The following is a 13,107-nucleotide window of genomic DNA, read 5'->3' on the forward strand; positions in this document are numbered from 1 at the left end:
GAAAGGCGATCAGCCCTTGGCGACGGCTGCCACTTCCGCAGCGAAATCGCTCTCTTCCTTCTCGATGCCTTCGCCCAGCAGCAGGCGGGCCATGCCGGTCACTTCGATCGGCGCGCCGGCTTCCTTTTCGGCTTCCTTGATGGCGGCGCCGACGGTCAGGTCCGGATTGACGACGAAAGCCTGGCTCAAAAGCGCGACTTCTTCGAAGAACTTGCGCATGCGGCCGTCGACCATCTTCTCGATGATCGCGTCCGGCTTGCCCGAAGCGCGCGACTGCTCGATGAAGACGTTGCGTTCGCGCTCGGCGACCGCGGCGTCGACTTCTTCCGCGCGGATGGCGAGCGGGTTGGTGGCGGCGATGTGCATGGCGACCTGGCGGCCGATGGCGGTCAGGACATCCTTGTTGCCGGTCGACTTGAGGGCGACCAGAACGCCGAGCTTGCCGAGACCGTCGGAAACGGCATTGTGGACGTAGGTGGCGACAACGCCGTCCTCGACCGACAGCCGCGAAGCGCGACGCAGGGTCATGTTCTCGCCGATATGGGCGATGGCGTCCTTGATGGTGTCGGAGACGGACTTGCCGGTTGCCGGATATTTGGCCGCAGCGATCGCATCAACGGTACCGTCGGTCGAAAGCGCAACCGAAGCGACGCCGCGAACGAGCTCCTGGAAGGCATCGTTGCGGGCAACAAAGTCGGTTTCGGAATTGACTTCGACGACGACGGCCGAGGTGCCGGCGCCGGCGATGCCGATCAGGCCTTCAGCCGCGGTGCGGCCCGACTTCTTGTCGGCCTTGGCGATGCCCTTGGCGCGCAGCCAGTCGATCGCGGCTTCGATGTCACCGTTGTTTTCGGTGAGCGCCTTCTTGCAATCCATCATGCCTGCGCCGGACTTTTCGCGCAGTTCCTTAACCAGTGCTGCAGTGATTTCAGCCATTGTGTGCCTCTTGTCTGTTCAGGCGGTGCCAGTCATCCGCGAGATTCCTGGACTGCACCCTGTTTGGGGGACGAAATGTACCCGGAAATATGACAGCGTGATGAAGCAAAGCCACCACGGACATGGTCGTCGCCTTGTCCGTCCGGCGATGCTCGACGCCGGACATCAAAGGGACAAGGCCGCCTGTCAGCCCTTGGCTTCCAGGCGGCCGTTCCCAATCGGGAAAGCCGGCCGGCCCTCAAGGACCGGCCGCGCGGCGCGATCAGGCGCCGGCTTCTTCTTCGAGTGCCGGCTCGATCGGCGCTTCGGCGGCGGCGCCGATGTCACGGCCCGAGGCGCCCTGCTGGCGAGCAATGCCATCGATGGCGGCGCGAGCGATCAGGTCGCAGTAGAGCGAGATGGCGCGCGAGGCGTCGTCGTTGCCCGGGATCGGATAGTCGATCAGGTCCGGATCGCAGTTCGAGTCGATGATGGCGACGACCGGGATGCCGAGGCGCTTGGCTTCGTCGATCGCGATCTTTTCCTTGTTGGTGTCGATGATGAACATCAGGTCCGGGGTGCCGCCCATGTCACGAATACCGCCGAGAGCCTTTTCAAGCTTCTCGCGTTCGCGCTCGAGGTTCAGGCGCTCCTTCTTGGTGAAGCCGGAAGCGTCCGAATTCAGGATCTCGTCGAGCTTGCGCAGGCGAGCGATCGAGTTCGAGATCGTCTTCCAGTTCGTCATCATGCCGCCGAGCCAGCGCGAATTGACGTAGTACTGGGCCGAACGCTTCGCCGAGTCGGCGATCAGCTCGGACGCCTGGCGCTTGGTGCCGACGAACAGGACGCGGCCGCCGCGAGCTACGGTGTCCGACACGACCTGCAGGGCGCGAGACAGCATCGGAACGGTCTGGGCCAGGTCGATGATGTGGATGTTGTTACGATCGCCGAAGATGTACGGCTTCATCTTCGGGTTCCAGCGATGAGTCTGGTGGCCGAAGTGAACACCAGCTTCAAGAAGCTGACGCATGCTGAAATCAGGCAATGCCATGCCTTTTTCTCCTTTTCCGGTTGAACCCCCGCGAGACAAACAGCACCTTTTTCAAGGACGCCACCGGCGGAACCTTCCGGATGTCTCCCGGTCGATCCCAAGTCTCGCGTGTGGAATGCTGGTGGCCTTATAGCGACTCTTTCGGGAAATCAAGGCATTTCCGGGAGAAATCTGGTTTCGACCCGGGCTTGGCGGATATTCACCGGCACTCGCCCGAGCCGAGCATTTCAAGCTTGGTCAGCTTGCCGGTGAGAACGAAATCGCCGTAGTCGAGCGTCAGGTCGCGCGAGATGCCGTTCTCGTAGAGCTTGAATGACTGGGTGTAGATCGGCAGCAGGTCGCCCGAAGCCTTTTCGTCGAAATAGGCGATCGACACGGGCCAATAGGCCTCGGCCGCCATCGCTCCGGCCGACTTGTCGGCGGCCTCGAGGGAGGTCGGAGTGTGCGCGCGGCCGACGACGGTGGTGGTCAGATAGCTCTTGTCGCCGTCCTCGGACCCGTCGAAGATGCGGGCCTCGAACAGGGACTTGCCCTTGCGGGCGTTCGCGATCACATCCATCATGTGCGCGGTGGGAAAGCGACTGTCGGCCAGCTCGAGCGCCCGAGGCTCGGGCTCCTCGATTTCGATCCTGACCTTGCCATCCTCGTCTTCCGCAGCGCCGCTCACATCCTTGTCCAACTGGTCGTCGGTGAACGACTTGGTCTCGAAGCGGAATTTTCCGGCCGCCAGATCCTCGAAGGTCATGCTCTGCTGATCGGTGACGCGGATCTGCTCACCGGTATCGATGCGGGTGACGAAGCGGAAATTGGTGGTGAAACCCTGGCATTCGGAACCGCTGAACTCATAGACCATGCGGCCACGCATACCCTCGATGCCAGACCGTTCCGAGGCCTGCTTGAGCTGGATGTCGTAGACCGCCCGGTGTGGCACGAGACCGCCCGCCCCCGCCGCATTGGCAATGGCTGCCGAAAGGCCAACGGCGGAGCCCGCAACCGCGACCACGGCTAAGCTCGAACGAAACATCGACATCCTCCTGTTGCACATGGCGGCGATGTTATAAGAACAGATCCGGCAAAAGCGAGACAAGCTTTTGATGGGAACGCGATTCTTTCAACAATTTTACGCAGACCGGGAAACGAACATGTCCGATACGATCGACGGCCGCCTCAACGCCATGGGAATCACCCTGCCAGAGGCGGCAGCCCCCGCCGCCAACTATGTACCCTATGTCATCAGCGGCAACCTTCTCTACCTGTCCGGCCAATTGCCGATCGAAGGCGGCAAGATTGCCGTCACCGGCCTGGTCGGCAGCGACGTTGCGCTCGCCGACGGCCAGCGGGCCGCCGAACTTTGCGCCATCAACATCCTCGCCCAGGCGAAATCCGCCCTGTCCGGCGATCTTTCCCGCATTGTGCGCGTCATCAAGCTCAACGGCTTCGTCGCTTCGGCTCCGGGCTTCACTGAACAGCATCTCGTCATCAACGGCGCATCCAACCTGATCGCCGGCGTACTCGGTGATGCCGGCAAGCATGCGCGCGCCGCCGTCGGCATGGCCGCGCTTCCGCTCAATGCCGCCGTCGAGATCGACGCGATCCTGGAGATCGCCCTGTGAGCGACGTCAGCTGGATCAAGGACGTTCCGGTCGCCCATCGCGGCTTCCACGACCAGAACAAGACGGTATGGGAGAACACGCTCTCGGCCTTCCAGCGCGCCATCGACGCGGGCTTTGCCATCGAGTGCGACATCCAGCTGTCGTCCGACAGCGTGCCGATGGTGTTTCACGACCATGACCTGCAGCGGCTGTGCGGGCTTACCGGCGAGGTACGCGAGCGCACGGGTGGCGAGCTTGGACTGCTGTCGATCGGCGGCACGGCCGACAAGATCCCGTCGCTCAAGAAGATGCTGGCCCTGGTCAAGGGTCAGGTACCGCTCGTGATCGAGCTCAAGGGCATCGATGCGGAGCAGGACGACGGCCTGGCGGAAGCCGTGCTCGAGGTGCTGGAGGGCTATCAGGGCAAGGTTGCGCTGATGAGCTTCGACTATTGGCTGTTGCGGGACCTCAAGAAGCTCGACTGCCCCTACCCGGTCGGATTGACCGCGGAAGGCGTGAAGCCGGAACAGCTCGCAGCCCACGAAGAGGCGATGCAGCTCGGCCTCGATTTCATTTCCTATTGTGCCCCTCACCTGCCCAACAGCTTCGTGACGGCGCAACGCGAGCGCGGAATTCCGGTGATAACCTGGACCGTCAGGGATGAAACCATGCGCGCGCATACCTATACTCATGCGGACCAGATGACCTTCGAGGGTTTTGATCCACGCGAGATGGCCATCGCCAGCGCATGATGGGAGCCGCATGCCAGGAGACGTGACGATCCGGGTCGAAAGATCCCTTGCCGGAATTTCTCCTGAACGCTGGGCCAGGCTCGGCGGCGCCAGACGCGGCGCGGACGGCTACAATCCGTTCGCCTCGCACGCCTTCCTGTCGGCGCTCGAGGAGTCCGGCTCGGCCACGGCCGAAACCGGCTGGCTCGGCCATCACCTGCTCCTGGAAGACTCAGCCGGTGACCTGCTCGGCGCCATTCCCTGCTATCTGAAAAGCCACAGCCGCGGTGAATATGTCTTCGACCAGGGCTGGGCCGACGCCTTCGAGCGGGCCGGCGGCCGCTACTATCCGAAACTGCAGAGCGCCTTTCCCTTCACCCCCGCAACGGGGCCGAGGCTGATGGTGGCCGAGGGTCGCGATCCGGCGAAAATCCGGCCGCTGCTCGCCGGCGGACTCCGTCAGGTGGCCGACGAGCTCGGCGTCTCCTCGGCGCACGCCACCTTCATTCCCGAGGGCGAATTGCCGGCCTTCATCGCCGGCGGCTACCTGCATCGCACGGACCAGCAGTTCCATTTCCTCAATCCCGGTTACCGCGACCACGACGATTTCCTCGACACGCTCGCCTCGCGCAAGCGCAAGACACTGAAGAAGGAACGGCGGGCGGCACTGGAGAACGGCATCGAGATCGACTGGCTGACCGGGTCGGATCTGACCGAGAATATCTGGGACCAGTTCTTCGCCTTCTACATGGATACCGGCAGCCGCAAATGGGGGAAGCCCTATCTGACGCGGGCCTTCTATTCGCTGATCGGCGAGCGCATGGCCGACGACATCCTGCTGGTCATGGCCAGACGCGACGGGCGCTATGTGGCGGGCGCCATCAATTTCATCGGCGCGGATGCGCTTTACGGCCGGCACTGGGGCTGCATCGAGGATCACCCCTATCTGCATTTCGAGGTCTGCTATCATCAGGCGATCGACTTTGCGCTATCGAAGGGTTTGAAACGCGTCGAGGCGGGGGCGCAGGGCGAGCACAAGCTGGCGCGCGGTTACCAGCCGATCACGACCCATTCGGCGCATTACATCGCCCATCCGGGGCTGAGGCGTGCCGTCGCCGACTATCTCGAGCATGAGCGGCGCGAGGTCGAGCAGATGGGCGAGATCCTCGGAGAGCATACGCCGTTTCGCCGGGGCGAGCGCCAGCAACGCGACAGCGAGAGCGACGAATAGGCCGCTTGATCCTTTCCCGCCGGCTGCCTTAACTACGGCAAACCACAGGAGATTCCCGATGACCAACCCCGCCTATGATCCAGACAACATCTTCGCCAAGATCCTCAAGGGCGAGATCCCCTCGGTGAAGCTCTACGAAGACGACGACACGCTCGCCTTCATGGATGTCATGCCCCAGGCGACAGGTCATCTCCTGGTCATCCCCAAGGCCGCCTCGCGCAACATGCTCGACGCCGATCCTGCGGTGCTTTCCAGGCTGATGCCGATGGTGCAGAAACTTGCCGTCGCCGCGAAAGAAGCTTTTGACGCAGACGGCGTGTCCGTCGCCCAGTTCAACGAAGCGGCGGCCGGCCAGACCGTCAACCACCTGCACTTCCATATCATCCCGCGGCACGAGGGCGTGCCGCTCAAAGCCCATGCCGGCAAGATGGAGGACATCGAAGTGCTGAAGGCGAATGCCGAGAAGATCAAGGCGGCGCTTTAGGCGTCCACGCGCAGAAGCCGATCGGGCGTATCTCAGATGTCTTCAGTCCTCAGGTCTTCGACAAGACGCCCGATTTCCCGAACGGCAGCAGAGGCGCGCGATGCCGTTTTGTCGCTGATGCCAAGGCCAAGGCCCATGTGAACTGACTCAATATCACAGAGATAGGTCGCCAAGTGGTCAGCGGTCTCGCCCGCCAGAAAACGCGCAACGACTTCAAGCAAGTAGCGGTCGTATTCGTCCTCGAACGGGCTCCCGCTCCATACCTCGCCATCCACGTTCAAACCGATCGGATCCCAAAGCCCAAAACCGATCGCGCGCAGCGCGAGGAGTGTCCCAGCGGGCAGAGGCGTCTCATTCTGGACTGACATAGGCGTTCCGCTCCGGGAAGGGCCAGGTTTTCAGCAGGTCCATGTCCGGCCGAAAGATCTCGACCTTGAGCGGATAGCAGGCAGCGACGTCGCTCGAATGCTTGGCGCTGCAGTCACCACCCGGGCAGGCCGACAGGCCGCCCAGCAAGTCGATTTCGGCGAAGAACTCGATGTAGTCGCCGGGCCGAACCGGGCTCGCCTTCATGAAATACTGGTGGGTGTCGGCGGTAAACCCGGTGCACATGAAGACGTTCAGCACGTCGTGGACGAAGGGCTCGGCCTCTGCGAACGACATGCCCTTGGTGCCAGCCAGTGCGCGGGTCAGGTTGGAATGGCAGCAGTGATGATAGTCACCACCCGACAGCAGCCGGTTGGTGTAAGGATCGCAGCGCGTGCCGATGACGTCGTGCACGCTGCCACCAAACTCGTCGAAGCCGTACCAGCCGAGCGTGTCGTGGGTGATCGTTGCCATTGGACGAAGATTGGGAAGGGTACTCCACAGACGGTTGCCCGTCGTCACATGGGTGGCATGCAATGCGCGTGTCTTGCCGGAAAAGAAGCGCTCGGTGAGGTCGTTGGCGTTCCACAGGTTGAGGTCGCCGACCTGCGGGCCGTCGATGCTGAGGATTCGGAAGAAATGCCCCTTCGGCACGGAAAATGTGGCGCCCTCGCGCGGCGGGACGGTCACCTCGTCGATTTTGGTCAGCGTCTCGCGGGCGCGTTGCAGCGTTGCCATGTCCGGCACAGGCAGCGTCTCGACGGGATAGCAGACCACGGGCTTGACGGCGCGGCGCTCGGCGGCATCGGCCGGAGCGGTGACGAAGGGTATCGAAGACATGAGTGGTTCCTGTGTTTGCGGTTCCGAAAGATGACACGTCTACAAATCGACGACGACTGCCGCGCGCGTCCAAATGCGCAGTCGCCCTTGCCGCCCGACGGTGGCGCTCATAGCGCCGCAAGCCCGAGCGACAGCAGCGCAAGCGACACGACGACACCGACGATGACGCGCTGCCCGGCGCCAAGGAAGGCGACGAAGCCGAGGCCGGCGGCGGCGAGCCTCAGCCACAGCGGCGAATCCGCCAGGCTGCCGGTCGGAAAGACGATCAGCTTGGCCGTCACTGCCATGACCAAGGCGGTTGCGACCGCCCTCACCCAGCTCAGCGCCTCAGAGCCTTCGGCCAGCCGGTTGCCGGCGATCACGCCGAGCCAGCGCCACAGATCGGTGGCGAACCAGCCGGTAAACAGGATGATCGCATAAGGCCAGAGGTCGGCTGCGGTCATGGCGCGTCTCCAACGCCTGGCGGAACGGCCCCGCGTCGGCGCACGACAAAGCGGTCGATGAGGTAGGCAAGCGTTCCCCCGCCGATCCCGGCGATCAGGATGTCGAAACCGGGTACGACCACCGCCAGGAGAGGACCGGCGACCACCCCGATGACGAAGGCGATCCTCACCACGGAATGGCGGGCCGAGGCCCAGATCGAACCGACGAAATAGACCGGCGTCAGGAAGAACAGAACCCCGGCAACGGAAGGGGGAAAGGTGGAGACGATCCCGTAGCTCAGGCCCACCAGGATGGTATTGGCCGCAACCAGCGTCAGGCCGAAGCCGGCGAAATAGGCGACGCGCGCCTCGCGCGGCACGTCCTTGAGGTGTCCCATGGCGAAGACCCAGGCGGTGATGGCGACGAAGTGCGACAGCACCAGCAGGAGCCAGGTCGGCGTGCGGGCCCCACGCAACTCGGGGACGAGCGAAGCGACCATCGGCATCATCCGGATCGATGAAAGTGTTACCGCAAGAAACATCGCCAAGATATTGGCACCGCTCGCCATCATGCCGATCAGGATCATCTTTGCCGGCAGGGCCCAGATCATGGCGGTCATGAACATTGCCTCGCCACGGCTGACCCCGGATTCGAGAGCAAAGGCACTGAAACCAACAAACGAGGTCATCAGGATGAAGGCCGGAAGGGAAAAGATGCCGCGCGCGCCCTCGAGGAACCAGCGAAACGAAGCGTTATCGGCAAGGGATGCGGGCATGAACGGATCCGGCGGATGAAGGACGCGGGCGTGCGGAGCGAATCTGAAGGGTCGTAACACGACTTAGGACGTATACAGCGGATCGAAGGTCTGAGACAGGGACTTCTTGGTCCTTCAAGCCGTCAGCGCATGCCGTCCGGACCGCCGCTGACCGCGATCATCAGCCAGGCATTGCCGCGTCGCTTATAAACCTCGGTCCATCGACCACCGACATGCTGTGCCGATCCGGAGGCCGACTCGACATCCGCCTCATAACTGTAATGCACAACACCCACCTCGTGGTCGAACACGCTCACTTTCAGCGGCTTCAACCGATAGCGCAGCACGCGCGGCGTCTCCGGCCCGACCGATGCGACAGCCGCCTCGTAATCGTGTGGTGTCTCCAGGCCTGTCACCCAGCCCGAATAATTGCGATGCAGGAGCTTGCGGATCGGCGCTGTTTCACGACGACGGGCGATTTCCCAAAGTTCCGTCACATGGTCCCAGAGGTCGCGCTCTTCATGCGAAAAATGCTGCGCTTCCCGGTCGTCGCTGTCCATCCGGCCATCCCTGCCCCGTCTGCCCCTATTGAGTCTATCGTCGGGCCGACACTGCCCGCAAGCCTCACGGCATGGTTTCACCGGCCGATCACAGAAACGTCAACCGTTTGACGACAAAACCCCTCGCAGCGATGCCGCGAGGGGTCGATTTCCAGCATATGACACGAGCGCGGCCAGGACATATCTCCCGGAACAACCAATGCTATTTCTTCTTCGGCACCTTCGGCACGGAACTGCGCTTGGCCGACACCTTTTCCGCCGCCGATCCGGCTTTGGCCGCACCTGCCTTGGTTGCCGATTTCGTCTTGCGGGGCTTGGTTGCGCCTTCCGCTTCTGCTTCGACCAATTCGGCTTCGGGTTTCGGCTTCACGGGGGCGGCCTCTGCCAGCGATTCGAGATCGAGCACGTCCGCGCCGTTCTCGTCCTTCTTGACGCCAACCTTGACCACGCCGCCCTTCTTCAGCTTGCCGAACAGGATCTCGTTGGCGAGCGGCTTCTTGATGTGCTCCTGGATGACACGCGACAGCGGCCGGGCGCCCATCTTCTCGTCATAGCCGCGCGAGGCCAGCCAATCGATCGCGGCTTCCGACAGGTCGAACGTGACGTTGCGCTCCGACAACTGGGCTTCCAGCTGCATGACGAACTTCTGCACCACCTTGTGGATGACCTCGGTCGGCAGCGGTGCAAAGGCGATCGTCGCGTCGAGACGGTTGCGGAACTCAGGCGTGAACAGGCGGTTCAAGGCCTCTTCGTCCTCGCCGGTGCGTTTGGACGAGCCGAAGCCGATCGCCGCCTTGGCCATTTCGGATGCGCCCGCATTGGTCGTCATGATCAGGATGACGTTGCGGAAATCGATCTTCTTGCCGTTGTGGTCGGTGAGCGACCCATGGTCCATGACCTGCAACAGGATGTTGAAGATGTCCGGATGGGCCTTCTCGATTTCGTCGAGCAGCACGACCGAATGCGGATGCTGGTCGACGCCGTCGGTCAGAAGACCGCCCTGGTCAAAGCCGACATAGCCCGGAGGTGCGCCGAGCAGACGCGAAACCGTGTGCCGCTCCATGTATTCCGACATGTCGAAGCGCAGCAGTTCGACGCCGAGCGAGGCGGCGAGCTGCTTGGCGACCTCGGTCTTGCCGACACCGGTCGGGCCGGAGAAGACGTAGGAGCCAATCGGCTTGTTCGGCTCGCGAAGGCCGGCACGGGCGAGCTTGATCGCCGTCGACAACGCCTCGATCGCCGCATCCTGGCCATAGACGACCGAACGCAGTTCCTTCTCCAGGTTGGCGAGAACCATCTCGTCGTCCTTGGATACGGTCTTGGCCGGGATTCGGGCCATGGTGGCGATCGTCGCCTCGATTTCCTTTTCGGTGATCAACTTGCGGCGCTTGGAGGCCGGCAACAGCATCTGCGCCGCACCGGTCTCGTCGATCACGTCGATCGCCTTGTCCGGCAGCTTGCGGTCGGAGATGTAGCGGGCCGAGAGTTCGACCGCCGACTTGATCGCCTCGTTGGTGTACTTGAGCTTGTGATAGTCCTCGAAATAGGGCTTGAGGCCCTTCATGATCTCGATCGCATCCTCGATCGTCGGCTCGTTGACGTCGATCTTCTGGAAACGGCGAACCAGCGCCCGGTCCTTCTCGAAGAACTGGCGATATTCCTTGTAGGTGGTCGAGCCGATGCAGCGGATCGCGCCGGACGACAGCGCCGGCTTCAAGAGGTTGGAAGCGTCCATCGCGCCGCCCGAAGTGGCGCCGGCACCGATGACGGTGTGGATCTCGTCGATGAACAGCACCGCACCCGGATAGTCCTCGAGTTCCTTGACGACCTGCTTCAAGCGCTCCTCGAAGTCGCCGCGATAGCGCGTTCCGGCGAGCAGCGTGCCCATGTCGAGCGAGAAGATCGTCGCATCTTTGAGCGCGTCGGGAACCTTGCCCTCGACGATGCGCTTGGCGAGCCCCTCGGCGATCGCCGTCTTGCCGACGCCCGGATCACCGACATAGAGCGGATTGTTCTTGGAACGGCGGCACAGAACCTGGATGGTGCGGTTGACCTCGCTGTGGCGGCCGATCAGCGGATCGATCTTGCCGTTCCTCGCCTTGTCGTTGAGGTTGACGCAATAGGCCTTCAGGGCCTCCTGCTTGGTCTTGGCCGTGCCTTCGTCCTGCTCGCGGGCCTGCTTGGCTTCGCCCTCGCTTTCGTCCGCGCCCCTCGGCGGGCGGGTCTGGGCGGAACCCGGACGCTTGCCGATGCCGTGGGAAATGTAGTTCACAGCATCGTAGCGGGTCATCTCCTGCTCCTGCAGGAAGAAGGCCGCATGGCTTTCGCGCTCGGCGAAGATCGCGACAAGCACGTTGGCGCCGGTCACTTCCTCGCGACCGGAGGACTGGACGTGGATGACGGCGCGCTGGATGACGCGCTGGAAGCCGGAGGTCGGCTTGGAATCCTCGTCATAGCCGGTCACCAGATTGGCGAGCTCGTTGTCGACGTATTCGATCACCGTCTTGCGAAGGGCATCCAGATTGACATTGCAGGCACCCATCACGGCGGCGGCATCCGCATCGTCGATCAAGGCCAACAACAAATGCTCGAGCGTGGCATATTCGTGATGCCGCTCGTTTGCAAAGGTCAGTGCCTGGTGCAGTGCCTTCTCGAGGCTGGGAGAGAATGTTGGCACGTCAGTTCCTCACTTCTTTTCCATGACGCATTGAAGCGGATGCTCATGCTGCCGGGCGAAATCCATGACCTGGCTCACCTTGGTCTCGGCGACTTCGTAGGTGAAGACGCCGCATTCCCCGACACCATGATTGTGCACGTGCAACATGATGCGGGTGGCTGCTTCCCTGTCCTTCTGGAAGAACCGCTCCAGTACATGGATCACGAATTCCATCGGGGTATAGTCATCATTGAGAAGCAGGACGCGGTACAGGTTTGGTTTCTTCGTCTTGGGCTTGGTACGCGTGATCACCGAGGTGCCACGATTGGCGTTATCCCCGTCCCGCTGGCTTTGCATGAAGACCGGCTTGGCGATCATTTCAGTTCATTCTCCAATTGTCCGGCCGATCTGCCGAAGACGCAACGCGACGGACAAACACTCAGCTCAGTAAGGTAGTTCATAATTCGGTGATTTTAAGCCCCCCTTTGCACAGCGCAAACAGAATTGCGCGAGGTGTCCGCAGAGCAGGGTCAAAAAGATGCCCAAGCCTTATACGAGCCGGCACAAATGGCAAGACCGGCCGCGCGAGCGCGCGGCCGGTCTTGCTGCATTCTTGATCTGTCAGACCGGGGTCAGGCAGCCGTCGGCATCGACATGCCGGTCGCCTTGGCGACCGGGGCCTCGAACGGCTTGTAGACGGTCTTGGCGAGATCGGCGTACATTTCGCTCATCTTGGTGGCTTCGGCGACGAAGCTCTCGTAGGACGACTTGAGAAAATTGGTCTGCAGCTCGAGAGCGGTCTCGATGCTCTTGGCGCCCGACAGCGCTTCCATATGGGAGGCAGCGTCCTGGAACGACTTCTTCGAATACTCGGAGGCTTCGGTCGTGATGGCCTGGAAACCCTTGGCCACTTCCGAATAGTTCTTCAGCATGGCGTCCATGGCTTCCTTGCCCTTCTTGTTGGCGTCGTCGAAATTGATCATGCCACTCTCCTTCCGGTCCGTTCATTTGGTGCCCAACTACATAGCAGTTGCACAAAAACAGTCAAGTGTTTTGTGCGATGCGATATCGCGCTCAGGTTGCGTATGAGGGCAAAAGAAAGGCCGACCGGACGACGGTCGGCCCTGTTTCCTTGAAAAGGAAAACATATATCAGTCAGCCTGCAACCACCGGCTTAGAGGTCGACGTCGAGGATCGCCATCGAAAAATTGTAGGACAGATCGCCATCCTCATCGTCACGGAAAACCACGCCGAGGAATTCGTCGCCGACGTAGACTTCGGCAGAATCGTCCTTGCGGGGGCGAGCCTTCACCACCATGCCCGGGTTGAACATCCGCTTGAAATAGGCGTCGAGCTTCTTGATTTCTTCGGGTTTCACGATCCAGTCTCCATCGGGGATTCAATTTCGGCCGCTTGTCGCATGCGCCGTCCGCCGCTGTAAAGACGCGAAAGCCCATTCTTTGCCAAGCATGGCGCCCCAACAACGGCGCGGGACCCGGATAGG

16 protein-coding genes are annotated in these 13,107 nt (G+C 62.0%); 4 read left to right on the forward strand and 12 right to left on the reverse strand.

Annotated features, from left to right (window positions below; translation table 11 throughout):
* Nucleotides 1-9 precede the first annotated feature (9 nt).
* From tsf to RHIZ70P_RS09295, 3 genes are all read right to left on the reverse strand, one after another.
* Entirely contained in the window at nt 10-936 is a 927-nt protein-coding gene (tsf, locus tag RHIZ70P_RS09285; protein WP_115670122.1) for a translation elongation factor Ts, read from the reverse strand.
* Between the two features lie 262 nt (nt 937-1,198).
* Nucleotides 1,199-1,966 carry a 30S ribosomal protein S2 gene (gene rpsB / locus RHIZ70P_RS09290; protein ID WP_115670123.1) on the reverse strand — a complete coding sequence of 256 codons (768 nt, stop codon included), beginning with the start codon at nt 1,964-1,966 and terminating at the stop codon, nt 1,199-1,201.
* Between the two features lie 199 nt (nt 1,967-2,165).
* Entirely contained in the window at nt 2,166-2,990 is an 825-nt protein-coding gene (locus tag RHIZ70P_RS09295) for a cell envelope integrity EipB family protein (RefSeq protein WP_115670124.1), read from the reverse strand.
* Between the two features lie 118 nt (nt 2,991-3,108).
* Between RHIZ70P_RS09295 and RHIZ70P_RS09300 the strand changes: the two genes are divergently transcribed.
* The 4 genes from RHIZ70P_RS09300 to RHIZ70P_RS09315 are packed head-to-tail and all read left to right on the forward strand — an operon-like array spanning nt 3,109 to nt 6,004.
* Nucleotides 3,109-3,579 carry a RidA family protein gene (locus RHIZ70P_RS09300; protein WP_115670125.1) on the forward strand — a complete coding sequence of 157 codons (471 nt, stop codon included), beginning with the start codon at nt 3,109-3,111 and terminating at the stop codon, nt 3,577-3,579.
* Nucleotides 3,576-4,310: a glycerophosphodiester phosphodiesterase gene (locus RHIZ70P_RS09305; protein WP_115670126.1), complete on the forward strand. Its 735-nt coding sequence runs from the start codon at nt 3,576-3,578 to the stop codon at nt 4,308-4,310. Before RHIZ70P_RS09300 ends, RHIZ70P_RS09305 begins: the two co-directional genes overlap by 4 nt.
* Nucleotides 4,311-4,320: 10 nt before the next feature.
* Nucleotides 4,321-5,520 carry a GNAT family N-acetyltransferase gene (locus tag RHIZ70P_RS09310; protein ID WP_115670127.1) on the forward strand — a complete coding sequence of 400 codons (1,200 nt, stop codon included), beginning with the start codon at nt 4,321-4,323 and terminating at the stop codon, nt 5,518-5,520.
* A 58-nt stretch (nt 5,521-5,578) separates the two neighbouring features.
* Nucleotides 5,579-6,004 (forward strand): HIT family protein, encoded by a 426-nt coding sequence (locus RHIZ70P_RS09315; protein ID WP_115670128.1) that lies wholly within the window; start codon nt 5,579-5,581, stop codon nt 6,002-6,004.
* Nucleotides 6,005-6,036: 32 nt separating this feature from the next.
* Here RHIZ70P_RS09315 and RHIZ70P_RS09320 read toward each other — a convergent pair whose 3' ends face one another.
* The 9 genes from RHIZ70P_RS09320 to RHIZ70P_RS09360 form a co-directional block, all read right to left on the reverse strand.
* The gene (locus tag RHIZ70P_RS09320) at nt 6,037-6,372 is read right to left on the reverse strand and encodes a hypothetical protein (RefSeq protein WP_115670129.1); all 336 of its coding nucleotides are present in this window, start codon (nt 6,370-6,372) and stop codon (nt 6,037-6,039) included.
* A complete protein-coding gene (locus RHIZ70P_RS09325) occupies nt 6,356-7,210 on the reverse strand; it encodes an urea carboxylase-associated family protein (protein WP_115670130.1) in 855 nt (284 codons plus the stop codon). The genes RHIZ70P_RS09320 and RHIZ70P_RS09325 overlap by 17 nt, the downstream gene beginning before the upstream one ends.
* Before the next feature lie 107 nt (nt 7,211-7,317).
* Entirely contained in the window at nt 7,318-7,653 is a 336-nt protein-coding gene (locus tag RHIZ70P_RS09330; RefSeq protein WP_115670131.1) for an AzlD domain-containing protein, read from the reverse strand.
* The gene (locus RHIZ70P_RS09335; protein ID WP_115670132.1) at nt 7,650-8,408 is read right to left on the reverse strand and encodes an AzlC family ABC transporter permease; all 759 of its coding nucleotides are present in this window, start codon (nt 8,406-8,408) and stop codon (nt 7,650-7,652) included. Before RHIZ70P_RS09335 ends, RHIZ70P_RS09330 begins: the two co-directional genes overlap by 4 nt.
* Before the next feature lie 122 nt (nt 8,409-8,530).
* The gene (locus RHIZ70P_RS09340) at nt 8,531-8,947 is read right to left on the reverse strand and encodes a nuclear transport factor 2 family protein (protein WP_115670133.1); all 417 of its coding nucleotides are present in this window, start codon (nt 8,945-8,947) and stop codon (nt 8,531-8,533) included.
* 202 nt (nt 8,948-9,149) lie between these two features.
* Nucleotides 9,150-11,624 (reverse strand): ATP-dependent Clp protease ATP-binding subunit ClpA, encoded by a 2,475-nt coding sequence (clpA, locus tag RHIZ70P_RS09345; protein WP_115670134.1) that lies wholly within the window; start codon nt 11,622-11,624, stop codon nt 9,150-9,152.
* Nucleotides 11,625-11,633: 9 nt separating this feature from the next.
* Nucleotides 11,634-11,981 (reverse strand): ATP-dependent Clp protease adapter ClpS, encoded by a 348-nt coding sequence (gene clpS, locus RHIZ70P_RS09350; RefSeq protein WP_115670135.1) that lies wholly within the window; start codon nt 11,979-11,981, stop codon nt 11,634-11,636.
* Nucleotides 11,982-12,235: 254 nt separating this feature from the next.
* On the reverse strand, nt 12,236-12,586 hold the full coding sequence (locus RHIZ70P_RS09355) for a phasin family protein (RefSeq protein WP_115670136.1): 351 nt from the start codon (nt 12,584-12,586) through the stop codon (nt 12,236-12,238).
* A 191-nt stretch (nt 12,587-12,777) separates the two neighbouring features.
* Nucleotides 12,778-12,981, reverse strand: coding sequence for a DUF3126 family protein (locus RHIZ70P_RS09360; RefSeq protein WP_115670137.1), 204 nt, complete (start codon nt 12,979-12,981; stop codon nt 12,778-12,780).
* Between the last annotated feature and the right edge of the window lie 126 nt (nt 12,982-13,107).

It is taken from the genome of Paenirhizobium selenitireducens ATCC BAA-1503, assembly GCF_900492185.1.
GTDB lineage: Bacteria > Pseudomonadota > Alphaproteobacteria > Rhizobiales > Rhizobiaceae > Allorhizobium > Allorhizobium selenitireducens_A.